Below are 23,300 nucleotides of genomic sequence, written 5' to 3'. Positions count from 1 at the left end.
CAGGGGCTGGCCTCCCCAAACGTTGTGCATCGCCAGCAGGGATCAGAACTGCGCATCCCTGTTGGCCGTCAGCCACTGCTGCAACCCGCTCACCGCCGCGTCAAATTGCGCCCCGATTGTCGCAGGCTCCCCGCCTCCCACCTCAAGAGCCGCACAGTGGCTGGCAAATTCGGTCAACCCCAGCGCCAGCGCACTCCCCTTGAGCTTGTGCGCCAGCTGACGTTGCTCTTTCCCCTCACCCTGAGCCAACTTATCCACCAACACCCGCCCTTGCGACTCAAACAGCGCGACCAGCTGGCGGATCCGCGCCATGCCGAGCAGGGGCAGATCGGCGTCCAGCACCGGATTGGCCCACTCAGGCTGGTTAGTTGGGGGCGCGGCTGCTGATAATTGCACCCGCGGCTCAATAGCGGCGCCCTCTTGCCGAAACAGCTGATCGATGGCGTTCGCCAGCACCGCCAGCCGCACCGGCTTGCCGACAAAATCGACAAACCCGGCGGCAAGGCAGTGGCGGATATCCTCCGGATACATCTGGGCCGAGATGGCGATGGCGGGCAGCGGCCGCTCATGCATCTCCTCGCTGATGGCTGCCAGATCCTCGCGCAGGGTCATACCGTCCATATCGGGCAGATTGATATCGAGCAGCGCCAGCTCGAAGGGGCGCTCGGTCACCAGCGCCAGCGCGCTGCGACCATCCTCCGCCAGGGTGACGCGATGGCCGAGGCGGGTCAGCATGCCGTGCGCCACCAACCGGTTGATCTCGTTATCCTCCACCAGCAGGATGTCACGGGACTGGCCAAGGTGCAGCGGTTGCGCCTCGGCAGGCAGCTGGGCACTCGAGCGTTGCAACGGCAGACTGAAGCTGAATTCACACCCCTTGCCCGGTTCGCTGGCAAGGATAAGCTCGCCCCCCATGGCGGCCACCAGCTTGCGACTGATCGCCAACCCCAGCCCGGTGCCGCCCTGATGGCCTATATCGCGCTTGCGCTGGCGAAACGCCTCGAACACCGCCGCCTGCTCATCGGCCGGAATGCCGGGGCCGGTATCGCGCACCACAAACCGGATGCAGGGCTCGGCGCAAGGGCCTTGGCAGGCAAGAGGCGCCACCGTCAGGGTAATCTGGCCACGGGCGGTAAACTTGACCGCATTGCCGAGCAAGTTGCCGAGCACCTGGCGCAGCTTGCCCAGATCCCCCTCGACCACAGGCGCCAGCCCGGGCGCATATTCCAGCGCCAGAGTGACCCCCTTGGCCGCAGCCTTTGGCCGGAACAACGCGCTGAGCTCATCCACCAGCTGGAACAGGGGGAAGGGTTCGCGGCGCGCCTCCACATGGCCCGCCTCTATCTTGGAGTAGTCGAGAATGTCGTGGAGGATCTCCAGCAGGGATTCGCCGCTGTGCTCGATGGCGGCCAGATAGCGCTGCTGGGTCTCGCTGAGATGGGTATCTTCCAGCAGCGTCAGGCCCCCGAGAATGCCGTTCATGGGGGTGCGGATCTCGTGGCTCATGGTGGCGAGAAACACCGACTTGGCGCGGTTGGCCTGTTCTGCCTCGGCGCGGGCCTGCCGCTGCTTCTCCACCTCCTCATTGAGCCGCTCGTTGGCGTGGCTGAGCTGGCCGGTGCGCTCCTCGACCCGCGACTCCAGCTCTCGCTGATAGCGGCCCAGCTCAACCGCATTGTCACGAAACACCTGCAAGGCCCGGCCCAGCTCCGCCAACTCATCGCGCCCGGTGCTGGCGATCGGCTCAAGAGGGACCAGATCCCCGCGCGCCAACCGGCTCATCCCCGCCACCGCCCGTTGCAGCGGCCAAACGATCCGGCCGTAGACCATGCGCCACATCAACAGCATCAGCAGTAACAGGGTGAGCAGGCCAATGGCCATCAACGCCTGCTCCAGCAGCCTGAGGCGCTGGCTTAGCGCCAGCTGGCTCTGCCCCAGCGAATCGCGGGCACGGCTGACCAGCTCACCGACCTGCTGGTTGAGGCTGCTCATCAGGGCCTCATTGGCATTGGCCAGCACCCGCAGCGCCTCCCCCTTGCCGAGCCAGTCGCTGCGCAGTTGTACCAGCTTGTCGCTCTGCGCCAGCACGGTCAGCGCCTGCTCCACCGCCTGCCGGCGGGCCGGGTCGGTCACCGCTCCGGCCCGCAGTTGCAAGATGGCCAGCTCCCGCTGCCCCTCTTGCAATAGCGTTTGCAACTGTTCCTGCCGTTCACTGCGCCACATCTCCTCGATGCGCTGCTGCTGCATCAGGGTGCGATGGCGCAGCTCGGTCATCTGCTCCAGCCAGTCGAGATCCTGCTCCAGCAAGCGATCCAGCGTCCGGGCCGCCTGCGCACCTTGCTGTTGGTAGAGGGAACCCAACCCCGCCACCATCACGGTTTCGGCGTTCTCCATCTGGCTACGCGCCAGCTCGGCAATCTGCCCGGCTGCCGCCACCAGACGGGCCCGCTGCGCCTCCCCCTGCGCCATCAAGGTCAGGCGCTCCCCCACCAGCCAGCCCTGCTGACCCAGATTGCCGATGATGCTCTGACTGAGCTGATCGAGGCTTGTTGAACCCTGCCCACGGCCGAGTTGCACCAGTACCTGCTGCAACTGTTGCCCCTGCAGGGTGAGCAAGCGCCCCTGATGCTCCCGCTCCTGCTCGCTGGTTGCGGTGGCCAGCAGCCGGGACGCGCTCTGGATCTCGCCGCTGAGGCGAGAGAGCGTGCGGGCCAGCTCCTGATCGGCCAGCGTCTGCTGCACCCCTTGCTCCAGCTGGCGCAGATGGCTAAGCCCCACCCAACCCAGCAGGGAGGCACTCAGGGTCAGCAACGCCATCAGGGAGAAGGCCAGCAGCAACTTGCCACCCAGGCCGGAAAAGATTCTCACGGGAAGTCCCTTGGTTGTGGTCGGCTTTGACCGGATAATATGGCCCAACACTTTAACAAAACCCCTGACCATGCGAAGCGTCTATCTCTCCCCGTTGTTGCTGATGTGGTTGCTAATGCTTCCCCGCGCCGCCCTCGCCTTTGCGGTCGATATCTGGCCCGGCGGCGAATTCAGCGGCCAGCCGCTGCGCCAGCAGTGGCAGGAACCCGCAGCGGCAACCAAACCGCTGACCCTCTGTGCCCTCTACCCCCATCTGCGCGACGCCTACTGGCTTTCGGTCAATCAGGGCATGGTGGACGAAGCGAAGCGGCTGGGAGTCAAGTTGCAGATCCACGAAGCGGGGGGCTATGGCGCCCTCGCCGAGCAGCGCCAGCAGTTGCAGCGCTGCGTGCAGGAAGGGAGCGACGCCATCTTGCTCGGCGCGGTGAGCTATCAGGGCTTGCGCGAGGCCATCAAGGTCACGCCGCTGCCGGTCTTTGGGCTGGTCAACGATCTGCCCAGCGGTCTGGTGCAGGCGAAGGTGGGGGTCTCCTGGTACCAGATGGGCTGGCAGATTGGCCACTGGCTGGCGCAGCGCCACCCCGCCGGCAGCAAGCCGGTCTCGGTCGCCCTCTTCCCCGGCCCGCAGGCAAGCGGCGGCAACAACTTCGTCGAGCCGGGCTTTGCCGACGCCATCAAGGGGAGCGCCATCAAGCTAGTCACCACCGAGCGCGGCGACAACAGCCGGGAAATCCAGCGCACGCTGGTGCAGCAGACGCTGGCCCGCTATCCCGACCTCGACTATCTGGTGGGCGGTGCCATCGCCGCCGAAGTGGCGGTCAACGAGCTGGCGCAGCGCCATCTCGACCGGCCCCAGGTGCTGAGCACCTACTTCAGCCACGGGGTACAGCGTGGCCTGCGCCGAGGCAAGGTCCTGGCCGCCAACAGCGATCAGATGCGGCTGCAGGGGCGCCTTGCGGTCGCTCAGGCGGTCTGCCTGCTGCAACACCCTGATGCCAGTGCCGAGCAGTGCCCGCGGGTGATGGGGCCACCCATTCTGACGCTGTCTGCACCGCTGGCCGACCCCGCCGATTCCCTCTCGGATGGCGCTTTTCGTCCCGTCTATCGGGTCGAATAGCCGTTCCAAATCCGATCAGCCCACTCAAGGAGAAGAGATGAAAGAGTTACATGCCAGCTGCCTGTGCGGCGCCGTTGCCCTGACCCTGCCGGATCAGTTCGACTATATGGGGAACTGCCACTGCAGCGAATGCCGCAAGTTTTCAGGGGGAGATTACGCCTCGGTCGGCGGACTGGATGGCAACAAGGTCACCATTGTGAAGGGGGAAGAGGCCATCAGCCGCTACCGCAAATCGGCAGAGACCACCCTGGCCTTCTGTCGTCACTGCGGCTCCAGCCTGTTCAGCCAGAAGAGCAGCAGCGGCAAGATCAACCTGCGCCTCGGGGTACTGGATAATGTGCCGAGCCAGCGACCCGCATTTCACATCTTCGTCGGATCCAAGGCGCCCTGGCACCAGATTGGCGACGACTGCCCGCAATTTGATACCCGCCCGCCGGTCTGATACCCGGTCAAACAGGTCAAGGCCGCCGCAAAGGGGTCAGGAGGCTATCTCGCCGGCAAACAGATAGCCTTCACCATGGACGGTGACAAACAGCTGGGGATCCCGCGGATCCGCTTCCATCTTGCCGCGCAGCCGCCGGATCAACACGTCTATGGTGCGATCGCTCGGGCCATCGCCGCGATGGCTGATAAGGGTCAGGATCCGCTCCCGACTGAGCACCCGCCCGGCATGGGCGACAAAGGCCACCAGCACTTCATATTCGGCCTTGGTCAGACGCACCGGCACTCCGTCCTTGCTGAGCTGGCGGCGGGGAATATCAAAACGCCAGGGGCCAAAGCGCACCGCATCGTCAGCCACCGCAGGCTCGCTCGGCGCGGCGGCCGCCAGCGAGATCCGCCACAGCAGATTCTTGACCCGCACCAGCAGTTCCCTGAGCTCGAACGGCTTGGTGACATAGTCGTCGGCCCCCATCTCGAGGCCGACAATCCGGTCTACCGCATCACTGCGGCCAGTGACCAGAATGATCCCCACCGTGCTGCGCGCCCGCAGTTCACGGGTCAACAGCAGACCATCTTCCCCCGGCAGATTGATATCCAGCATCACCAGATCGACCGGCTGCTCTGCCAGCACGGCGCGCATCTCCAGGCCGTTTTCGACCGCCGTCACCCGATAGCCCTCCCGCTCGAAATAGCCGGTCAGCTTCTCGCGGGTAACCGCATCATCTTCAACAACCAGAATGTGGTAGCTCATGGGCAGGGTTCACGATGGTCGACAAGGGAGGATTATTCTATTCACATTTTGTCATAAATACCCCTATTTCATTAATTTGTGGCGGCAGCCCTGTTCACAACGCCTCCCTATCATGGCTCCCATCAAAAAAGTGATGTGAGAGAGCATGATGAAAAAACTGTGGCACTTCCTGCGCACCCCCAGCCGTCGCTGGTCGGTACTGGCGCTGCTTCTGGTGGGCGTCGGCGTCACCCTCGCGGGCACCGTCGGCCTGCACTACGGCTTTGAGAAAACCAGCAGCCTCGAATTCTGTATCTCCTGCCACTCCATGAAAGACACCGTCTATCCGGAGTACAAGGAGTCCATCCACTTCAAGAATGCCTCAGGGGTACAGGCGGTCTGTACCGACTGTCACCAGCCGAAGGACTTTGTCGGCAAGGTGGCCCGCAAGATGGAGGCGGCCAACGACCTCTATCAGGAGTACATAGGCCACAGCATCGACACCCAGGAGAAGTTCGAGGACCGGCGCCTGCATTTGGCCGAGAAGGTGTGGGCACGGATGAGCAGCCAGAACTCCAAGACCTGCAAGTCCTGCCACAGCTACGACAACATGGATCACGCCAAGCAGTCCCCGGCGGCCGCGCTGGCGATGAAAGACGCGGCGGCGAAGAACATGAACTGCATCGAGTGCCACAAGGGCATCGCCCACGAACTCCCCAACATGGCGGGGGGCTTCCGGGCCACTTACGCCACCCTGGTCAACGACGCGCAAGAGGCGCCAGCCGCCGAGACCCTCTACAACCTGGGTGAAAAAGATCTCTACGCCAGCGAGCAGAGCACCGACCCGGTTGGCAAACTGCTGCCTGCCTCCCGCATCGACGTGGTGGACCGCAGCGGCGATCGCCTCAAGGTGACCATCGAAGGGTGGCGCGAGAGCGATGGCAAGGGCCGGGTGCTGAGCGAATACATGGGCAAGCGGGTCTTCGTCGCCACCATCCGTGATGAACTGAAAGCGAGCGAGAAAGTGCTCAAACAGGAGACCGACAGCGCCACCCATATCAAGTGGGAGCAGGTTCAGGTGCAGGCCTGGGTCGATGGTAAGGGCTTTGAGCCCTCGCTCAAGCCGATCTGGGATTACGCCGGCGAGATGTACAAATCCACCTGCAACTCCTGCCACGGCGCGCCGGATCCCGCTCACTTCACTGCCAACGGCTGGATCTCGGGGCTCAAGGCGATGTCTGCCTACTATCGCCTGAGCAAGGAAGAGGAGCGCACCCTGCTCAAATACCTGCAAAACCATGCCGCCGATACCGGTGGTCAGGGCAGCCACTAAGTCCGGATTCGAAAGAGGAATAACAAGATGATCAATATTTCCCGTCGTGGTTTTCTGGGTGGCTTGCTGGCCAGCGGTGCCTCTGCCCTGATCGGCCCCTCCCTGCTCGGTCGCGCCGTAATGGCCGCCGAGTCTGGCGACAAGCTGGTGCAGTCCGGCTCCCACTGGGGCGCCTTCCGTGCCCGGGTGGTCGATGGCCGCTGGGTCGAGACCCTGCCGTTCGAGCACGACAAGCACCCCACCGACATGCTCAAGGCCTTGAGTGAAGTGGTCTACAACCCCTCCCGCATCCGCTACCCCATGGTGCGACTGGACTGGCTGCGCAAGGGCCACCAGTCCGACACCAGCGAGCGCGGCCAGAACCGCTTCGTGCGGGTGACCTGGTCCCAGGCGCTGGACTTCTTCTATCACGAGCTGGAGCGGGTGCAGAAGACCTATGGCCCGAGCGCACTCTATGCCGGCCACTCCGGCTGGCAGTCGGTGGGCAAGCTGCACTCCGCTGGCGCCATGCTGGGACGCGCCATGAACCTGCACGGCACCTATCTGGCCAAGGCCGGTGACTACTCCACCGGTGCCGCCCAGGTGATCCTGCCCCACGTGGCGGGCGCCATGGAGGTGTACGAGCAGCAGACCTCCTGGCCGCTGGTGCTGGAGCACAGCAAAACCATCGTTATCTGGGGCTCCGATCCCATCAAGAACCTGCAGGTGGGCTGGCTGGTGCCGGATCACAGCGTCTACGACTACTGGGCACAGCTGAAAGAGAAGGTGGCCAAGGGCGAGATCCGGGTGATCAGTGTCGATCCGGTCAAATCCAAGACCCAGAAGTACCTCAATTGCGATCAGGTGACCCTGAATCCGCAAACCGACGTGCCGCTGATGCTGGGTATCGCCCACACCCTGTATATCGAGAAGCGCCACGACGAGGCGTTTCTGAAGAACTACACCACCGGCTTTGACAAGTTCCTGCCCTACCTGCTGGGCACCAGCGATGGTCAGGTGAAGGATGCCGAGTGGGCCGCCGCCATCTGTGGCGTACCAGCCGAGACCATCCGCGAGCTGGCCCGCGCCATGAGCAGCGGCCGCACCCAGCTTATCGGCGGCTGGTGCGTGCAGCGCATGCACCACGGCGAGCAGTACGCCTGGATGCTGGTGGTACTGGCCTCGATAATCGGCCAGATCGGCCTGCCGGGGGGCGGTTACGGCTTTGGCTGGCACTACAACGGGGCGGGTACCATCACCTCCAGCGGCCCCATCATGTCCGGTTTCAGCTCGGTCATCCCCGGGGTCAAGCCGATCCATGATGGCGACTGGAAGGGCTACTCCAAATTCATTCCGGTGGCCCGTTTCGTCGACTGCATCCTCAATCCGGGCAAGCAGATCGCCTTCAACGGCCAGACCATCACCTACCCCCACATGAAGATGGCGGTGTTCTGCGGCAACAACCCGTTCCACCACCAGCAGGATCGCAACAAGATGGTCGCCGCCTGGCGCAAGCTGGAAACCGTGGTCAGCATCGATCACCAGTGGACCGCCAGCTGCCGCTTCGCCGATATCGTGCTGCCCGCCACCACCACCTACGAGCGGGATGACATCGAGCAGTGGGGTTCCCACTCCAACGCCGGCATCCTGGCCATGTACAAGGTGGTGGAGCCGCTGTTCGAGGCGCGGGATGACTATGACATCTTCGCCGATCTTTGCCGTCGCTTCGGTCGCGAGGCCGAATTCACCGGTGGCAAGAGCAAGCTGGAGTGGATCCAGAGCATCTATGACGACGCCCGCCTGCAGGGGCGCGGCATCGGCATTCGTCTGCCCCGTTTCAGCCAGTTCTGGCACGGGGAAGGCTTCGTCACCTTCCCGGCGGGCCAACCCTGGGTGCGCCACGAGTCGTTCCGTCAGGAGCCGGATCTGGAACCCCTCGGTACCCCGTCCGGCCTTATCGAGATCTACTCCAAGACCATCGCCGACTACGGCTATGGGGATTGCCCGGGCCACCCGGTCTGGATCGAGCCCTACGAGCGCTCCCACGGCGGGCCGGGCAGCAAACAGTATCCGCTGCACCTGCAATCCTGCCACCCGGACAAGCGGCTGCACAGCCAGCTCTGCTCCTCCGACAACTACCGCACCACCTACACGGTGCAGGGGCGCGAACCTGTCTACATGAATCCGCAGGATGCCAAATCCCGCGGCCTCAAGGACGGCGATCTGGTGCGGGTGTTCAACGGCCGCGGTCAGGTATTGGCTGGTCTGGTGGTGAGCGATGACTACGCCCCCGGCGTGGTGCGCATTCAGGAAGGAGCCTGGTATGGCCCGCAAGAGGGTGGCAAGGTGGGTACGCTCTGTACCTACGGCGATCCCAACGTGCTGACCGCCGACATCGGCTCCTCCAGCCTGGCGCAGGCCACCACGGCCCATACCGCGCTGGTGGAGATCGAGAAGTTCCGAGGACAGGCACCCGCCATCACTGCCTTCGGCGCGCCGGAATCGGCCAAGGGCATCGACCCCATGTTCCCGGCACTCTGACCCCGAGGGGACGAAAGCGCCCCCTTGAGTTTCCTTTATTTTTAAAGTCGTTAGAATCGGGAGCCATCAAGGCTCCCGATTGCCATCCACGGAGGAAAAATGCAGGAATTTATGGCTACCAGCGAACGCCGGGCCGAACTCTACTGGTGGTTCTCCACCCTGTTCGCCGCCGAACTCAGTGATGAGCAGATCGCCGAATATGACACCTATGACGTGCGAAGCTTCCTGAAAAGCCTCTCCACCCTGGATCCGATGCGCGAAGCCGTGGCCGAGCTCAACGATGCCATCGCCCGCCTGCTGGTGCGCCCGGATCGCCAGCTGGAACTGGCCGCCGACTTCGCCGGCCTGTTTCTGGTGGATCCCAAACAGGGCGCCCTGCCCTACGAATCGCTCTACCGCGGCGAGGCCAAGCTGCTGATGCAGGCCCCGATGGCCGAGATGCAGGCCCGCCTCGATCGCCTTGGTATCAATGTCAGCGACAAATACAAAGAGCCTGCGGATCATCTGGCCATCGAGCTGGATCTGATGGGCAATCTCATCATCCGTGGGGCGGAAGCCAAGAGCGCGGCCGAGCGGGAACGCTGGCTCGACGAGCAGGAAGCGCTGCTGCACGGTCATCTGCTGGGCTGGTTTGACAAGTTCGAAAGCGCCTGTCGCGCCGCCGACCGGTTTGGCTTCTACGGCGCCAGTGCCCGTCTGCTGGGGGTCTTCCTCAAGATGGATGCCAACTACCTCTCTCTGGTCAAACCGGCACCGTCCGCCGACTGAGGCCGCGATGAAGACAGCCCTGCTTCTGATTGCATGCTGGCTGCTGGCCCTGATCCCGCTGGATCAGGGCATTACTCCGCTGATCGCGCTGCTGTTCAACCCGGATCGCGAGCTCTACGGCACCGCTCAGCTCACCGGCTTTGCTGGCATCCTGCTCACCCTCTACCTTGCCAATCTCGGCGTCGAGGTGGTGTTGCGCCGCCGCTTCCAGATTGCCGGCATGCTGGCGCTGCTGGCCGCCTGGATCGACTTCATCAACAGCAGCGGCAGCGAGTCGCACTTCCTGCTGCTCTACCTACTCGCCCTCCCGTTCCACCTGCTCGGCTGGCTGGTATTTGTGCGCGGTATTCAGGCATTTGGCCGAGAGAAAGGCTAAAAAATAGCCAACAATATTGCAAATCATGACAGCCAGGTCAGGCACTTCCCAGTCATTACAAGCACATCGGTACAGCTCCCCGTAATATTTGCTTACATTCAGCTCCCGTTCAGTTTTACAAAAGCCGATATAGTGCCGCTCCTTTCGCCACACTACACAGGAGCAATCATATGCCTCCACAGGATGCGCGCATCACAGGCCTCGATCTGTTGCGCGGGCTTGTCATCTTCATGGCCGTCTTCGAGCACTACACCGGTTACCTCAACTACTGGTACATCGATTTCTTCAATCGGGAACATGCCTTGTGGGACAGCTTCTATGTATCACACAAGGCAATGGCGGGACACCTGCTCCCCATGGATCAGCTGACAGCACACGCATCAGCCTGGTTAATCCCCTGGGTCAGCCAGATCTACCTGGCCTTGGCCGCATTCAACCTGAGCCGCCGCGATCAGGCCAGCTTCAAGCCGCAGCTGGGCAGCAAGCTGGCCCTGTTTGCCAGCATCATACTGATGCTCTATGTCGAAGGGTTGGTCATCGCCCCCAACTTCGGCGAGGCCATCTCGTTCTACCCGGTCATGCTCTGGATGTGCCTGCTGGCGCTCTTCTCCATGGTGTATGCCAGGTTCGGCATCCGCGGCATGCTCCTGCTGACCCTTCTAAGCCTGCTACTGGATCAACTCGGCGTACAGGATCTGCTCGGCCATATCGACAGCTGGATGAAGCTGCACGTTCACCCCGACTATGAGCTGGATGCCCGTCTCGACCTCTTCATGGCCAGTGGCTGTTTCGGCTTTCTCTATGGCTGGTGCTGGCATCAGCGCCCACAATGGCGAGATCGCCTCAACCGTCTGGTACTGACGCTGTCGCTGGTGGCGCTGGCCATCTATCTCATGTTCGGCGAGACAAGCACGGTCGAGCTCAACGACATCTACGCCAACGAACACGAACTGGCGCTGGACATGATCGGCCGAGCCGGGATCTGGGGTATGGAGTTTCTGGTGATCGGTACCGTGCTCTGGCTACACCAACACAATATCCGTCTCTGCTGGCGACCACTCAACTGGATCGGCATGTACTCGCTGACCGTCTTCATCTTCCACAAGAGCATCTTCGTGCACCTGTGGGGCCCCTTGCTACTGTGGTGGACCGCCCGTCAGGGCACCATACTGCCCAACAGTTTTGGCCTTATCATGTTGCTCTGCACCGCCAGCATACTGCTTATTTATGCTTTCCAGCGCTCCGGCATCATCTGTCATCTGATGGGAATGCATCAGGATCGGGACTGGGCGCGGCTATATGGCAAATAAGTATTGGCTGTCGCTGCTAATACTGGTGACGCTACCATTGCAAGCAAAGGAGTTGTTACTGGGCAGCAGCTGGCAACTGGATAGTAACCAGGCCAGTAGTAACGCAACCCAGCACAGCCAACTCTGGTGGGGTTATGAACGGGAGACCCAGGTTGGGCTCCTTTTCACTAACGGAAGCAGTGCCGGGCTGGCACTACCTCTCTATGAAAAGAGTTTTATCGCCTTGGGAGTTGGATCCATGCCAGTGGTTGATAGTACCCGTTTCAGTGCTATGTGGCGCCTGGGATGGCAGCTGGATGATGACCATCAATTGACGTTGTCCCAGCTCGTCGACCTCACTGGCCGTTATGGCCAGCTCTGGTACATGGAGCACAGCCTGCCGCTGCCGGCCGGGCTCTCCCTCAACCTCTGGCTGACCCGGGGCAGTCAGGCCCACATGGCTGCTTATGATGCTCATGAAGGTTGGCGAGACTGGGGGCTAACCCTGGAGCACAGCTGGGCTTGGCAAAAGTGGCAACTCGACGCAGAAGCGGGTGCCAAGCAGTGGCTCATCCAGGGTTGCGATTGGCAACCAGTCGTGAACCTGACCCTGAGCTATCGCTTCAGCTGGTAACACTCACACCACAGGCAACTTCCACGTTTACCAGCGCCCACCTATCTTGGGTCCAGCCAAATGAAAACGCACAGACAGTCAAACCCATCGCATCATTAGGCTCTACAATGCAACTGCTTCCTGCAATCAGGGGGATATCCTGTTGCTGCGCACTCCAGGTTTCCTGACCAAATGGCAACATGCCAACCATGTTGCCAAATTCCATTACAACAGAGTCAATCATCGTCAGCCCTCTTTGCCAGCAAGCCGCACAGCTCAAGCACTAACGCTCTGATCGCGCATGATAAACATCCTCTGTTAGCGACATAACGCTCTCTCGGGATGTCAAAAGGACCACGGTAGCAAGGGCTTGCAACTCAGGCTGAACATCTGTGCCCACAAGCCCTTAACAGGGGAAGAAGGGATTATCTATTGGTACGCAACGTCAGGTCGACTGCGTTCATCAAAGGATGATGATGTCATTGGTGCCGCAGGGGAAAATCCCCTGGCGATAGATATGACTATCTGCCAAACGTCAGGGTGGGAACACCACCATCATCCCGCTCATTGAGCATGCGTGTGAGCGGGGAGTCGCCCGAATAACGGGATCCAGGCTCACTGAGGGAAAATTTGGCCCCCGGTTTTTTTGCCTGCCATGCGTTGCCAAGCTCATCGGCAACCCGATCCCGCACGGTCTGTGACGGCTCCTGATGCGTAATCACAAACTCTTTGGGGGGCTTGTCTGCCAGAACAGGCACATCAAACTGCCAGAGGGATGCACAGAGCAATAGAGAGAACATAACTACCTCCATCCATCAAAGTCCTCCTTTTTACCCACTCACCACCTGAGTGTCACCCATTACCCTGTAACCAAATGTTGCTGTCTATCCAAAAGTCTAATTGCCCCCATCAGCCAAAGGTATAAGTTGTTACTTAATTATTAAAAGTATGTATTCAAAGGAGTGAGTGATGAGCGAGAGCAAGGTCTATCCGGTCAAACCCCATATCAGCAACAGCGCCCTGCTCGACAAGGGCGACTACGCCGCCATGTACCAGGCCTCCGTCGAGGATCCCGATACCTTCTGGGGTGAACAGGGCAAAATCCTCGACTGGATAAAGCCCTACACCAAGGTAAAAAACACCTCCTACGATCCGGGCCATGTCTCCATCAAGTGGTTTGAAGATGGCCAGCTCAACGTCTCCGCCAACTGCCTCGATCGCCATCTCGCCGAACGGGGTGACAAGGTCGCCATCATCTGGGAAGGGGACAACCCCGCCGAAGATCGCAAACTCACCTACCGCGAGCTGCACAGCGAAGTGTGCAAGTTTGCCAACGTCTTGAAAGCTCAGGGGGTTCATCGCGGCGACGTGGTCTGCCTCTATATGCCCATGGTGCCCGAAGCCGCCATCGCCATGCTGGCCTGTACCCGCATCGGCGCAGTGCACAGCATCGTCTTTGGCGGCTTCTCGCCGGAAGCACTGGCCGGTCGCATCATCGACTCGGGCTCGCGCATCGTGATCACCGCCGACGAGGGACTGCGCGGTGGCCGTCCGGTGCCACTCAAGAAAAACGTGGATGAAGCGCTCACCAACCCGGATACCCAGGTTAACAAGGTGATCGTGCTCAAGCGCACCGGCGGCAATGTCGCCTGGCACAACCACCGCGACATCTGGTGGCATGAAGCGACCGCCACCGTCAGCAGCGACTGCCCGCCCGAGGCGATGAACGCCGAAGATCCGCTCTTTATCCTCTATACCTCCGGCTCCACCGGCAAACCCAAGGGGGTGCTGCACACCACCGGCGGCTATCTGGTCTATGCCACCCTCACCTTCAAATATGTGTTCGACTACCACGAAGAGGACATCTACTGGTGTACCGCCGATGTGGGCTGGGTCACTGGTCACTCCTATCTGGTCTACGGGCCGCTCGCCAACGGCGCCACCACCATCATGTTCGAAGGGGTGCCCAACTACCCGGCCACCAACCGCATGAGTCAGGTGGTGGACAAGCACCAGGTCACCATCCTCTATACCGCCCCCACTGCCATCCGCGCCCTGATGGCCAAGGGCAACGAAGCGGTCACCGGCACCTCGCGCCAGAGCCTGCGCATCATGGGCTCGGTGGGTGAACCGATCAACCCGGAAGCCTGGGAGTGGTACTACCGCACCATTGGCGATGAGCGCTGCCCCATTGTCGATACCTGGTGGCAGACCGAAACCGGCGGCATCCTGATTACGCCGCTGCCCGGCGTCACCGACCTGAAACCGGGCTCAGCCACCAAACCCTTCTTCGGGGTGCAACCTGCGCTGGTCGACAACATGGGCGAACCGCTGGAGGGGGCCACCGAGGGCAATCTGGTGATCACCGACTCCTGGCCGGGTCAGATGCGCACCGTATTCGGCGATCACGAGCGGTTCGAGCAGACCTACTTCTCCACCTTCCCCGGCCGCTACTTCACTGGCGACGGTGCCCGTCGCGATGCCGATGGCTACTACTGGATCACCGGACGGGTGGATGATGTACTGAACGTCTCCGGCCACCGCATGGGTACCGCCGAAATTGAATCGGCGCTGGTGGCCCATCCCAAGATCGCCGAAGCCGCGGTGGTGGGGGTTCCTCACGAGATCAAGGGTCAGGGCATCTATGCCTATGTCACCCTGATCGCCGGGGAAGAGCCGAGCCGTGAGCTGCACAAAGAGGTGAAGGAGTGGGTGCGCAAGGAGATCGGTGCCATCGCCACGCCAGATGTCATTCACTGGGCGGAGGGGCTGCCGAAGACCCGTTCCGGCAAGATCATGCGGCGAATTCTGCGCAAGATCGCCACCGGCGAGACCGACAGCCTGGGGGATATCTCCACCTTGGCGGATCCGGGCGTAGTAGACAAACTCATCCGCGAGAAGTCGGAAGCAGCCTGATCCCGCTTCGTTTGTTGCTCGACAAAGCCGGCCCTGTGCCGGCTTTGCTGTTTCTACAGCGGTACAAACGGCCTGAGCGGCTGAAACTGGGTGCACAGGGAGGTGACGCTCAATAAATAGCCAGATGTAGAGATTAGACCAGTAAAATGCTGCTAATTTTCACGAAATCAATATAATTGCGAAATCTGTGTGCCAGGGCACACCGATTTGCGCAGAAAATGGCTAGATTTCAGGTAGTCCACAAGATAGCTGACAGATAGCAGCATGATCATCGAGGATGCACTCAATATGTCGCAACATCGCCGAATTCTCCTGCTCAACGGTCCAAACCTGAATCTGCTGGGCAAACGGGAACCGGGTATCTACGGCAGCAAGACGCTCGATGAGATCGTCGCCGATCTGAAGCTCAACGCCAGCGAACTCGGTGTCACTCTGGAACATCTGCAATCCAACGCCGAACATGAGTTGGTCAGCCGCATCCATCAGGCCATGGGTCAGGTGGATTTCATCATCATCAATCCGGCCGCCTTCACCCACACCAGCGTCGCCATCCGCGATGCGCTGCTGGGTGTCGCCATACCCTTTATCGAGGTTCACCTGTCAAACGTTCATGCCAGGGAGCCGTTTCGTCATCACTCCTATCTGTCTGATGTCGCCAAAGGGGTCATTTGTGGTCTGGGGGCCGATGGCTATCAATTCGCTTTAACCGCGGCCGTGCGCCATCTGCACGCGGCTTGATAATCACTGATCAGATAAAGAAGAAAGAGAATGCTAATGGATATCCGCAAAATCAAGAAGCTGATTGAACTGGTTGAAGAGTCCGGCATCGCCGAACTGGAGATCTCCGAAGGTGAAGAGTCCGTTCGCATCAGCCGCAACTTCGCAGGCCAGGTCACTGCCGCACCGCAGATGATCATGCAGCAAGCAGCCGCTCCGGTTGCCGCTCCAGCCGCCGCCCCGGTTTCCGCTGCGCCGGCCGCAGATGCCGCACCGAGCGGTCACCTGATGCGCTCTCCCATGGTTGGCTCCTTCTACCGCTCCTCCAGCCCGGAAGCCAAGCCGTTCGTGGAAGTGGGTCAGCAAGTCAATGTCGGCGATACCCTGTGCATCGTCGAAGCCATGAAAATGATGAACCAAATCGAGTCTGACAAGGCCGGTGTGATCAAAGCGATCCTGGTTGAAAATGGTCAGGCCGTCGAATTTGACGAGCCGCTGTTCATCATCGAATAAGGGAAATCGCCACCCATGTTGGACAAAGTAGTCATCGCCAACCGCGGTGAAATTGCCCTGCGGATCCTGCGCGCCTGCAAAGAGCTCGGGATCAAGACAGTGGCCGTTCACTCCACCGCCGACCGGGAGCTCAAACATGTGCTGCTGGCCGACGAATCCATCTGTATCGGCAAACCAGCCAGTACCGACTCCTACCTCAACGTTCCGGCTATCATCGCCGCCGCCGAGGTGACCGGTGCCGTGGCCATCCACCCGGGTTACGGCTTCCTCTCCGAGAACGCCGATTTTGCCGAAGTGGTCGAAAAATCCGGCTTCATCTTCATCGGCCCGCGCGCCGAGACCATCCGCCTGATGGGTGACAAAGTCTCCGCCATCGAAGCGATGAAGAAGGCAGGCGTACCGTGTGTACCGGGCTCTGACGGTCCGGTGGACAACGACACCAAGCGCAATGCCGCTATTGCCAAGCGCATCGGCTATCCGGTGATCATCAAGGCTGCCGGTGGCGGCGGTGGTCGTGGCATGCGCGTGGTACGCAGCGAGGCCGAGCTAGCCTCCGCCATTGCCCTAACCAAATCCGAAGCAGGCCAGTTCTTCAAGAACGACATGGTCTACATGGAGAAGTACCTGGAAAACCCGCGCCACATCGAAATTCAGGTGTTGGCAGACGGCCAGGGCAACGCCCTCTATCTGGGCGAGCGCGACTGCTCCATGCAGCGTCGCCACCAGAAGGTGGTGGAAGAGGCGCCGGCACCCGGCATCACCGCCGAAATGCGCAAGTTCATCGGCGAGCGCTGTGTGCGCGCCTGTATCGAGATCGGCTACCGCGGTGCGGGTACTTTCGAGTTCCTGTACGAGAACGGCGAGTTCTATTTCATCGAAATGAACACCCGTATCCAGGTTGAGCATCCGGTCACCGAGATGGTCACCGGTATCGATCTGATCAAGGAGCAGCTGCGCATCGCCGCCGGTCAGCCCCTGTCGATCACCCAGCAGGATATCCGCATCCGTGGTCATGCCATCGAGTGCCGGATCAACGCGGAAGATCCGGCCACCTTCATGCCCTCTCCGGGTCTGGTGCAGCGCTTCCACGCGCCGGGTGGTCTGGGCGTGCGTTGGGACTCCCACATCTATGCCGGTTACAAGGTACCGCCCCACTATGATTCGATGATCGGCAAGCTGATCTGCTACGGCGAGAATCGTGACATTGCCATCGCCCGCATGCGCCATGCGCTGGACGAGCTGGTAGTGGAAGGGATCAAGACCAACGTACCGCTGCAAAAAGAGATCATGAAAGACGAAAACTTCCAGCACGGTGGCACCAATATCCACTACCTGCACAAGAAGTTAGGTCTGTAAGGATCGCTGATAGAGACCCGATGACATTGCACGGTGGCAGTACCAACGCCCACTATCTGCACAAGAAGTTGGGTCTGTAAGGATCTCTGATAGAGACCGGACTTCCGGTGGAAGTCTGCTCCGCAAGGAGCCTCTGCTGAAAAAGGGCCATGGCGACATGGCCCTTTTTTGTTATCCTTGCGCCCCTCAAAATTGTCGGAGGCCAAGGTGAACCGTTTTGCTCTCGCCCGCCGGGAAGCAGCTTTCTGCCTGCTGCTGACCCTACTCTATTTTCTTGCCTGGTATGGCACGGCTTATCTGATCCCGGAAGAGATCGAATGCTGGGACATTCCCCTTTGGTTCCTGCTCAGTTGCGTGGCGATGCCACTGCTGTTCATCGCACTATGTGCCCTGATGGTGGATCGACTGTTTGTGGATATCCCCCTCGATACCCCAGCCCCTTCCGGCAAGGAGTCATCCCATGAATCTTGAGCTGATGCTGCCGCTCTTCATCTATCTGGTGCTGGTGCTGGGGGTGGGTTTCTGGGCCAGCCGTCATAGAGCTGAAGGCAACTTCGTGCAGGAGTACTTCATCGGCAACCGCAGCATGGGCGGGCTGGTGCTGGCGATGACGCTAGTGGCCACCTACACCTCGGCCTCCTCCTTTATCGGTGGGCCGGGCGCGGCCTACAAGATCGGTCTGGGCTGGGTGTTGCTGGCGATGATCCAGCTGCCCACCGTCTGGCTCACTCTGGGAGTACTGGGCAAGAAGTTCGCCATCATCGCCCGCCGGGTCAATGCGGTGACCATCAACGACATGCTGTGGGCCCGCTATCAGAGCAAGGCAGTGGTGATCCTCGGCTCCGTTACTATCATCCTCGCCTTTATCGCGACCATGGTGGTGCAGTTTATCGGCGGTGCCCGCCTGCTGGAGACCGCCACCGGGCTCTCCTACCAGCAGGGGTTGATGCTGTTTGCCAGCTGTGTGCTGCTCTACACCATCATCGGCGGCTTCCGCGCCGTGGTGATGACTGATGCCCTGCAGGGGATCATCATGCTGATCGGCACCGGCGCCCTGCTGGCAGGAATTCTGATTGCCGGTGACGGCCTGCCGAACCTCATCCACCAGCTCAGGGAGATCGACCCCAAGCTGGTAAGCCCGCAAGGGGCCGGCGACATGCTGACCCAGCCCTTTATGCTGAGCTTCTGGATCCTGGTCTGTGTCGGGGTGGTGGGGCTGCCCCACTCGGCATTGCGCTGTTTTGGCTATCGCGACAGCAAGGCGCTCCATCGCGGCATTCTGATCGGCACCGTTGTCAGCGCCCTGCTGATGTTCGGCATGCATCTGGCGGGCGCCCTTGGCCGCGCCATCCTGCCCGGCATGGACAGCCCGGACAAGATCATGCCCTCCCTGATGATGGAAGTGCTACCCCCCTGGCTGGCCGGAGTCTTTCTGGCGGCGCCGATGGCGGCCATCATGTCCACCATCGACTCCCAGCTGATCCAGGCTTCCGCCACTCTGGTGAAGGATCTCTACCTCAACTATCTGAGTCCAAAGCAGGAGAAGCTGGAAGTGCGCATCCCCCGCCTCTCCCTGCTCTGTACCCTGATCCTCGGCACTCTGGTGCTGCTGGCGGCGTTGCAACCGCCCGAGATGATCATCTGGCTCAACCTGCTCGCCTTTGGCGGATTGCAAGCGGTGTTCCTCTGGCCACTGGTGCTCGGCCTCTACTGGTCGCGGGCCAACGGCCCGGGCGCACTGGCCAGCATGGTCAGCGGCATCGTAAGCTATGGGGTACTCAGTCAGTGGGGGATCAAGCTGGCTGGTCTGCACGCCATCGTGCCAAGCCTCACGCTGGCGCTAGTGGTCTTTATCACGGTCAGCCTGCTGACGGCACCGCCCTCGCGGGAAGTGCGCGAGCTTTTCGGGCAGAAATAATAAAAATATAAATTAGGGGTTCCAAAACTATCCCCAAATAGGTGTTTTCCGGTTAAACTGTGCGCCAAGTCACAGAACGTAGCCGCTGTATGCCCGTTAAAGCCACTCGACAAGTCGTTACTCAAGCCCTGCAGCGGCTCGGTTATGCCCTGCTGCTGCCCGTCTCCATCCTGCCGATGGCGGCGCTGATCTACCGGCTGGGGCAACCCGACGTGCTCGATTTGGCGGTGCTCTCCCTCACCGGTCAGGCGATCTTCAGCCAGATGCCGCTCATCTATGCGGTGGCGATCGCCTTTGGCCTGAGTCGGCAGGAGCTGGGCGGACAGACACTGGCGGGTGCGGTCAACTTCCTGCTGCTCAGCACCGCCTTCAATACGCTTGCCCCCAACCTGCACGCCGACATGATCTGCGGTCTGCTGGCGGGGCTCACCACTGCCATCATCTATCCCTGGGTTCACCAGCAAACCCTGCCCCGCTGGCTGCAGATCGCCAGGGGGGAGTTTCCCAGCCTGCTGGTGTCGGCCTTGGCCTGCCTGCTGATCGCCATCCCCCTCTCGCTGCTGTGGCCGCCACTGGAGCGCGGGCTGACCCTGCTCACCTCAGAGCTGCTTACCACGCCGTTTGGCGCCTTCTGCTACGGCACCCTCAACCGCTTGCTGATCCCGCTTGGGCTCCATCAGGTGCTGGGCAGCGTCATCGGCCTTGGCGAGAGCAACCTGCAGGCGCTGGCCACCGCCCAACCCCTTCATGAAGGGTATGTGGCCGGTCTCTACCCCATCATCATGTTCGGCCTGCCGGGCGCCTGTTTTGCCATCTGGCTGCACCGCCAGCGGATGCAGCGGCTGCCGCAGGGCGGGCTGCTGCTCACCCTGGCGCTCACCTCGGCACTGGTGGGTATCACAGAGCCTATCGAATTTCTGTTCGCCTTTACCGCCCCCTGGCTGTTTCTCGCCCACGCCCTACTGACCGGACTGTCACTGGCGGTCTGTAGCGGGCTGGGGATCAAGGTGGGCAGTTACTTCTCCGCCGGTCTGCTGGATCTGGTGCTGAGCTATCAGGCTGGGGAGCACAGCTTCTGGCTCATTCCGGTCGGTATCCTGTTTTTCGTCGCCTACACCCTGCTCTTTTACCAACTGCTGGAGCGTGCCCCCCTCAGCATGCCGAGCAAGCCCATCGCGGTGGAACATCCGCGCCTTGCCAGTGTTGCCCCCTCAGACCCGCAGATGCTGGCGATCCAGTATCTCAAGGTACTGGGCGGGATGGACAATCTGGTGGCGATGAGTGTCTGTATCACCCGCCTCAGCCTGCGGGTGCGCGATATTTCACTGGTGGATGAATCTCGCCTGCTGGGCCTGGGCTGCCTCTCCTGGATCCAGCTCAACGACCACCAGCTGGTGCTGGTGCTGGGCCCCAGCGCCAGCCTGATTGAAGGGCAGATCCGCATGCTGGCGGAGCGCCAGTCGGTCCCGCTCGGCCTCAAACCCAATCAGGAGTCGGCCAGCCAGAGCAGCTGGTAACTCAGGCAAACGGCAACCGCTCGGCCACGAAATCCATCAGGGTGCGCAGGGCGGGGGCCAGATGCTCCCGACTCGGATAGATTAGGTAGAACGGGTTGGCCGGAATGGGCTGATCCGGCAACACCTTCTGCAGCCGCCCCGCCGCCAAATCCCCTTCACAGACATGGTGGGGCAACAGGGCAATTCCCCCGTCATGAAGCGCCATCTCCCGCAGCGCCAGCAAGCTATTGCTGACACAGGCCCCCTGTGGCCGCCAGCCCCCCTCCTGCAATGGCCACACCGGCATGGCCGAGTGCACCAGACAGGCATAACGACCCAGCTCGCTCAGCTGTTGCGGCATGCCGTGGGCCGCCAGATAGGCGGGCGCTGCCACCAGATGACGCGCCACCTGACCGATACGCCGACAGATGAGGCTGGAGTCTTTCAGCGGCGCCGCCCGCAGCGCCAAATCATAACCTTCCCCCACCAGATCGAGCTGATCGTCACTCAGGGTCAGTTCCAGCACCACTTCGGGATAGAGGGCGCGAAACTCGGCGAGGATCCGGCCAAGCAGCAGAGTGCCGGTTGCCTCAGGGGCGGTGATCCGCACCCGCCCCGCCGGGGCCGAGCGCAGCCGTGCCATCGCCAGATTGGCACTGCGGGCCATTGCCAGCAGCCCCTGACAGTGCTCCACATAGAGCTCCCCCTGCGGGGTCAGGCTCAACCTGCGGGTGGTGCGCTGCAACAGCCGCACCCCGAGCTGGGATTCGAGCCGCGAGATCTTCTGGCTCACCGATGACTTGGGCATACCAAGCAGCTCGGCGGCTCGGGTAAAGCTTCCCTGCTCCACCACGGTGGCGAACAGTCCCATCAACTCCAGATCGACATTGTTCATATATTCAAACAGTCTTTACCGATTACCCATCTTAATCTTGATAATCAACCAGACTAGAGTGAGTGGCAATCCCGAACACAGCGATTTGAAAGGAAAAACCATGAAAGCCATTGCCCTGACTCACTATCTGCCAAGCGACCACCCCGACTGCTTCATCGCCGCCAACCTGCCCGATCCGGTTCCGGGCCCGCGGGATCTGCTGGTGCGGGTCACCGCCACCTCCGTCAATCCGGTGGATACCAAGGTGCGCTCCCCCAAGGCCAAAATTGAAAGCTCGCCCAGGGTACTGGGCTGGGATGCGGTGGGGGAAGTGATCGCCACCGGCAGCGAAGTGACCCTGTTCAAGGCGGGCGACCGGGTCTGGTATGCCGGCGACATCAGCCGTCCGGGCAGCAACAGCGCTCTGCAACTGGTGGATGAGCGTATCTCCGCAATCGCCCCCACCAGCTTGAGCGATGTGGAGGCCGCCGCCCTGCCGCTCACCGCCATCACCGCCTGGGAGACCCTGTTCGAGCGCTTCGCTCTCACCCGCGAGAGCCGTGGCAAACTGCTGATCATCGGCGGCGCCGGTGGCGTGGGCTCCATCGCCATCCAGCTGGCCCGTCAGCTCACCGGTATGGAGGTGATTGCTACCGCCTCCCGCCCCGAGAGCCGCGAGTGGTGCCTCGAGATGGGCGCCCATCAGGTCGTAAACCACCACAAGTTGCAGGAGGAGCTGACCGCCCTTGGCATCACCCAGGTCGATGCCATCTTCTGCACCAACGCCACCGCCGAGCACTGGGCCACCATGGCCGGGCTGATCCGCCCGTTTGGCCATATCTGCACCATCGCCGAATCGAGCGAACCGTGGGATCTCTCCCTGCTCAAGAGCAAGAGCGTCACCTTCAGCCAGGAGTTCATGTTCACCCGCTCCCTGTTCCAGACGCCGGACATGATCGAACAGCACCGCCTGCTCGGCCGGGTGGCGGCACTGGTAGATGAAGGGGTATTGCAGACCACCCTGACCAGAACCATCCCGTCGCTGACCCCGATCACGCTGGCTCAGGCCCATGCCGAGGTGGAAGCGGGCCGCATGGTTGGCAAGCTGGTGATCGACATGAGCGACTTTGCCAACTAAGCCCTCAAACGCACCATGATGGGATAAGTTCACCAAGGAGATGCCCCAAACGGGCACAACCAGCAGCGCTAATGCCAGCCAGCGGCAGGCCAACATCCAACAATCAGCCAAAAAAGAGGCCATTTCGCGAGAAATGGCCTGAATACCTGAACATTGGGGTAACAATCACACACATATCCTTATGCAGGACATATTAGTCTTTGCATCTGGCGTGCCAACTGCAGCATGAATGCGCCAAAACGGCGTCAGTCCATCCTTGAGCAAGGTGCCGACCTTGCTCTTTTTTTGTCTGGCAGACTGTTTACCAGGCAAAGGAG

21 protein-coding genes are annotated in these 23,300 nt (G+C 61.2%); 16 read left to right on the top strand and 5 right to left on the bottom strand.

Features of this window, described 5'->3' with window-relative positions; translation table 11 throughout:
- Positions 1–42: 42 nt before the first annotated feature.
- Positions 43–2,868 carry a TMAO reductase system sensor histidine kinase/response regulator TorS gene (gene torS / locus G5332_RS14105; RefSeq protein WP_421249841.1) on the bottom strand — a complete coding sequence of 942 codons (2,826 nt, stop codon included), beginning with the start codon at positions 2,866–2,868 and terminating at the stop codon, positions 43–45.
- Between the two features lie 70 nt (positions 2,869–2,938).
- Here torS and torT point away from each other — a divergent pair, with 70 nt between their 5' ends.
- Together torT and G5332_RS14095 are read left to right on the top strand one after the other, a co-directional pair.
- Complete coding sequence (gene torT, locus G5332_RS14100) at positions 2,939–3,985, top strand: TMAO reductase system periplasmic protein TorT (protein ID WP_421249842.1); 1,047 nt, start codon at positions 2,939–2,941, stop codon at positions 3,983–3,985.
- A gap of 37 nt (positions 3,986–4,022) precedes the next feature.
- The gene (locus G5332_RS14095) at positions 4,023–4,427 is read left to right on the top strand and encodes a GFA family protein (protein ID WP_270820210.1); all 405 of its coding nucleotides are present in this window, start codon (positions 4,023–4,025) and stop codon (positions 4,425–4,427) included.
- Between the two features lie 36 nt (positions 4,428–4,463).
- Here G5332_RS14095 and torR read toward each other — a convergent pair whose 3' ends face one another.
- On the bottom strand, positions 4,464–5,177 hold the full coding sequence (torR, locus tag G5332_RS14090; RefSeq protein WP_107682548.1) for a two-component system response regulator TorR: 714 nt from the start codon (positions 5,175–5,177) through the stop codon (positions 4,464–4,466).
- Between the two features lie 145 nt (positions 5,178–5,322).
- On the opposite strand from torR, the gene torC reads away from it, so the two are divergent.
- The 6 genes from torC (at position 5,323) to G5332_RS14060 (ending at position 12,076) form a co-directional block, all read left to right on the top strand.
- Positions 5,323–6,489: a pentaheme c-type cytochrome TorC gene (gene torC / locus G5332_RS14085; RefSeq protein WP_270820212.1), complete on the top strand. Its 1,167-nt coding sequence runs from the start codon at positions 5,323–5,325 to the stop codon at positions 6,487–6,489.
- 27 nt (positions 6,490–6,516) lie between these two features.
- Positions 6,517–9,009 carry a trimethylamine-N-oxide reductase TorA gene (gene torA, locus G5332_RS14080; RefSeq protein WP_421249843.1) on the top strand — a complete coding sequence of 831 codons (2,493 nt, stop codon included), beginning with the start codon at positions 6,517–6,519 and terminating at the stop codon, positions 9,007–9,009.
- 99 nt (positions 9,010–9,108) lie between these two features.
- A complete protein-coding gene (gene torD, locus G5332_RS14075; RefSeq protein ID WP_201905699.1) occupies positions 9,109–9,777 on the top strand; it encodes a molecular chaperone TorD in 669 nt (222 codons plus the stop codon).
- 7 nt (positions 9,778–9,784) lie between these two features.
- Entirely contained in the window at positions 9,785–10,153 is a 369-nt protein-coding gene (locus G5332_RS14070; protein WP_227341296.1) for a hypothetical protein, read from the top strand.
- A gap of 170 nt (positions 10,154–10,323) precedes the next feature.
- Positions 10,324–11,463 (top strand): hypothetical protein, encoded by a 1,140-nt coding sequence (locus G5332_RS14065; RefSeq protein ID WP_421172940.1) that lies wholly within the window; start codon positions 10,324–10,326, stop codon positions 11,461–11,463.
- Entirely contained in the window at positions 11,453–12,076 is a 624-nt protein-coding gene (locus tag G5332_RS14060; RefSeq protein WP_421172939.1) for a hypothetical protein, read from the top strand. Before G5332_RS14065 ends, G5332_RS14060 begins: the two co-directional genes overlap by 11 nt.
- Here G5332_RS14060 and G5332_RS14055 read toward each other — a convergent pair.
- Entirely contained in the window at positions 12,066–12,299 is a 234-nt protein-coding gene (locus G5332_RS14055) for a hypothetical protein (RefSeq protein WP_216951968.1), read from the bottom strand. The two genes, G5332_RS14060 and G5332_RS14055, sit on opposite strands and share 11 nt — an antisense overlap.
- Before the next feature lie 277 nt (positions 12,300–12,576).
- On the bottom strand, positions 12,577–12,855 hold the full coding sequence (locus G5332_RS14050) for a hypothetical protein (protein WP_266134183.1): 279 nt from the start codon (positions 12,853–12,855) through the stop codon (positions 12,577–12,579).
- A 169-nt stretch (positions 12,856–13,024) separates the two neighbouring features.
- Between G5332_RS14050 and acs the strand changes: the two genes are divergently transcribed.
- From acs to G5332_RS14015, 7 genes are all read left to right on the top strand, one after another.
- Complete coding sequence (gene acs, locus G5332_RS14045) at positions 13,025–14,971, top strand: acetate--CoA ligase (protein WP_266134184.1); 1,947 nt, start codon at positions 13,025–13,027, stop codon at positions 14,969–14,971.
- A gap of 288 nt (positions 14,972–15,259) precedes the next feature.
- Positions 15,260–15,709 (top strand): type II 3-dehydroquinate dehydratase, encoded by a 450-nt coding sequence (aroQ, locus tag G5332_RS14040; protein WP_139743401.1) that lies wholly within the window; start codon positions 15,260–15,262, stop codon positions 15,707–15,709.
- 36 nt (positions 15,710–15,745) lie between these two features.
- Complete coding sequence (gene accB, locus G5332_RS14035) at positions 15,746–16,201, top strand: acetyl-CoA carboxylase biotin carboxyl carrier protein (RefSeq protein WP_216979391.1); 456 nt, start codon at positions 15,746–15,748, stop codon at positions 16,199–16,201.
- Positions 16,202–16,216: 15 nt separating this feature from the next.
- Positions 16,217–17,557, top strand: a complete 1,341-nt coding sequence (gene accC / locus G5332_RS14030) for an acetyl-CoA carboxylase biotin carboxylase subunit (RefSeq protein WP_216951972.1) — start codon at positions 16,217–16,219, stop codon at positions 17,555–17,557.
- A gap of 207 nt (positions 17,558–17,764) precedes the next feature.
- A complete protein-coding gene (locus G5332_RS14025; RefSeq protein ID WP_254204220.1) occupies positions 17,765–18,028 on the top strand; it encodes a DUF997 family protein in 264 nt (87 codons plus the stop codon).
- Complete coding sequence (panF, locus tag G5332_RS14020) at positions 18,018–19,475, top strand: sodium/pantothenate symporter (protein ID WP_421172937.1); 1,458 nt, start codon at positions 18,018–18,020, stop codon at positions 19,473–19,475. The genes G5332_RS14025 and panF overlap by 11 nt, the downstream gene beginning before the upstream one ends.
- Positions 19,476–19,564: 89 nt before the next feature.
- Positions 19,565–20,992, top strand: a complete 1,428-nt coding sequence (locus G5332_RS14015; protein ID WP_042080616.1) for a PTS transporter subunit EIIC — start codon at positions 19,565–19,567, stop codon at positions 20,990–20,992.
- A 1-nt stretch (position 20,993) separates the two neighbouring features.
- Here the strand turns inward: G5332_RS14015 and G5332_RS14010 are convergent, their stop codons facing one another.
- Positions 20,994–21,866: a LysR family transcriptional regulator gene (locus G5332_RS14010; protein WP_421172936.1), complete on the bottom strand. Its 873-nt coding sequence runs from the start codon at positions 21,864–21,866 to the stop codon at positions 20,994–20,996.
- Positions 21,867–21,966: 100 nt separating this feature from the next.
- On the opposite strand from G5332_RS14010, the gene G5332_RS14005 reads away from it, so the two are divergent.
- Positions 21,967–22,983 carry a zinc-binding alcohol dehydrogenase family protein gene (locus G5332_RS14005; RefSeq protein ID WP_421172935.1) on the top strand — a complete coding sequence of 339 codons (1,017 nt, stop codon included), beginning with the start codon at positions 21,967–21,969 and terminating at the stop codon, positions 22,981–22,983.
- Positions 22,984–23,300: the final 317 nt, after the last annotated feature.

The organism is Aeromonas sp. 603757 (assembly GCF_049171255.1).
GTDB classification, from domain to species: Bacteria; Pseudomonadota; Gammaproteobacteria; order Enterobacterales; family Aeromonadaceae; genus Aeromonas; species Aeromonas veronii_A.
This window is presented reverse-complemented; position numbering and strand designations above follow the sequence as displayed.

What these genes read in the sequence shown, in the direction of transcription:
- G5332_RS14065 (WP_421172940.1), top strand. Translation starts at nt 10,324, where the DNA reads ATGCCTCCACAGGATGCGCGCATCACAGGCCTCGATCTGTTGCGCGGG.
- G5332_RS14060 (WP_421172939.1), top strand. Translation starts at nt 11,453, where the DNA reads ATGGCAAATAAGTATTGGCTGTCGCTGCTAATACTGGTGACGCTACCA.
- torC (WP_270820212.1), top strand. Translation starts at nt 5,323, where the DNA reads ATGATGAAAAAACTGTGGCACTTCCTGCGCACCCCCAGCCGTCGCTGG.
- G5332_RS14015 (WP_042080616.1), top strand. Translation starts at nt 19,565, where the DNA reads ATGCCCGTTAAAGCCACTCGACAAGTCGTTACTCAAGCCCTGCAGCGG.
- torD (WP_201905699.1), top strand. Translation starts at nt 9,109, where the DNA reads ATGCAGGAATTTATGGCTACCAGCGAACGCCGGGCCGAACTCTACTGG.
- G5332_RS14070 (WP_227341296.1), top strand. Translation starts at nt 9,785, where the DNA reads ATGAAGACAGCCCTGCTTCTGATTGCATGCTGGCTGCTGGCCCTGATC.
- torT (WP_421249842.1), top strand. Translation starts at nt 2,939, where the DNA reads ATGCGAAGCGTCTATCTCTCCCCGTTGTTGCTGATGTGGTTGCTAATG.
- accC (WP_216951972.1), top strand. Translation starts at nt 16,217, where the DNA reads ATGTTGGACAAAGTAGTCATCGCCAACCGCGGTGAAATTGCCCTGCGG.
- G5332_RS14050 (WP_266134183.1), bottom strand. Translation starts at nt 12,855, where the DNA reads ATGTTCTCTCTATTGCTCTGTGCATCCCTCTGGCAGTTTGATGTGCCT.
- panF (WP_421172937.1), top strand. Translation starts at nt 18,018, where the DNA reads ATGAATCTTGAGCTGATGCTGCCGCTCTTCATCTATCTGGTGCTGGTG.
- G5332_RS14005 (WP_421172935.1), top strand. Translation starts at nt 21,967, where the DNA reads ATGAAAGCCATTGCCCTGACTCACTATCTGCCAAGCGACCACCCCGAC.
- aroQ (WP_139743401.1), top strand. Translation starts at nt 15,260, where the DNA reads ATGTCGCAACATCGCCGAATTCTCCTGCTCAACGGTCCAAACCTGAAT.
- G5332_RS14055 (WP_216951968.1), bottom strand. Translation starts at nt 12,299, where the DNA reads ATGATTGACTCTGTTGTAATGGAATTTGGCAACATGGTTGGCATGTTG.
- G5332_RS14010 (WP_421172936.1), bottom strand. Translation starts at nt 21,866, where the DNA reads ATGAACAATGTCGATCTGGAGTTGATGGGACTGTTCGCCACCGTGGTG.
- acs (WP_266134184.1), top strand. Translation starts at nt 13,025, where the DNA reads ATGAGCGAGAGCAAGGTCTATCCGGTCAAACCCCATATCAGCAACAGC.
- accB (WP_216979391.1), top strand. Translation starts at nt 15,746, where the DNA reads ATGGATATCCGCAAAATCAAGAAGCTGATTGAACTGGTTGAAGAGTCC.
- torA (WP_421249843.1), top strand. Translation starts at nt 6,517, where the DNA reads ATGATCAATATTTCCCGTCGTGGTTTTCTGGGTGGCTTGCTGGCCAGC.
- G5332_RS14095 (WP_270820210.1), top strand. Translation starts at nt 4,023, where the DNA reads ATGAAAGAGTTACATGCCAGCTGCCTGTGCGGCGCCGTTGCCCTGACC.
- torR (WP_107682548.1), bottom strand. Translation starts at nt 5,177, where the DNA reads ATGAGCTACCACATTCTGGTTGTTGAAGATGATGCGGTTACCCGCGAG.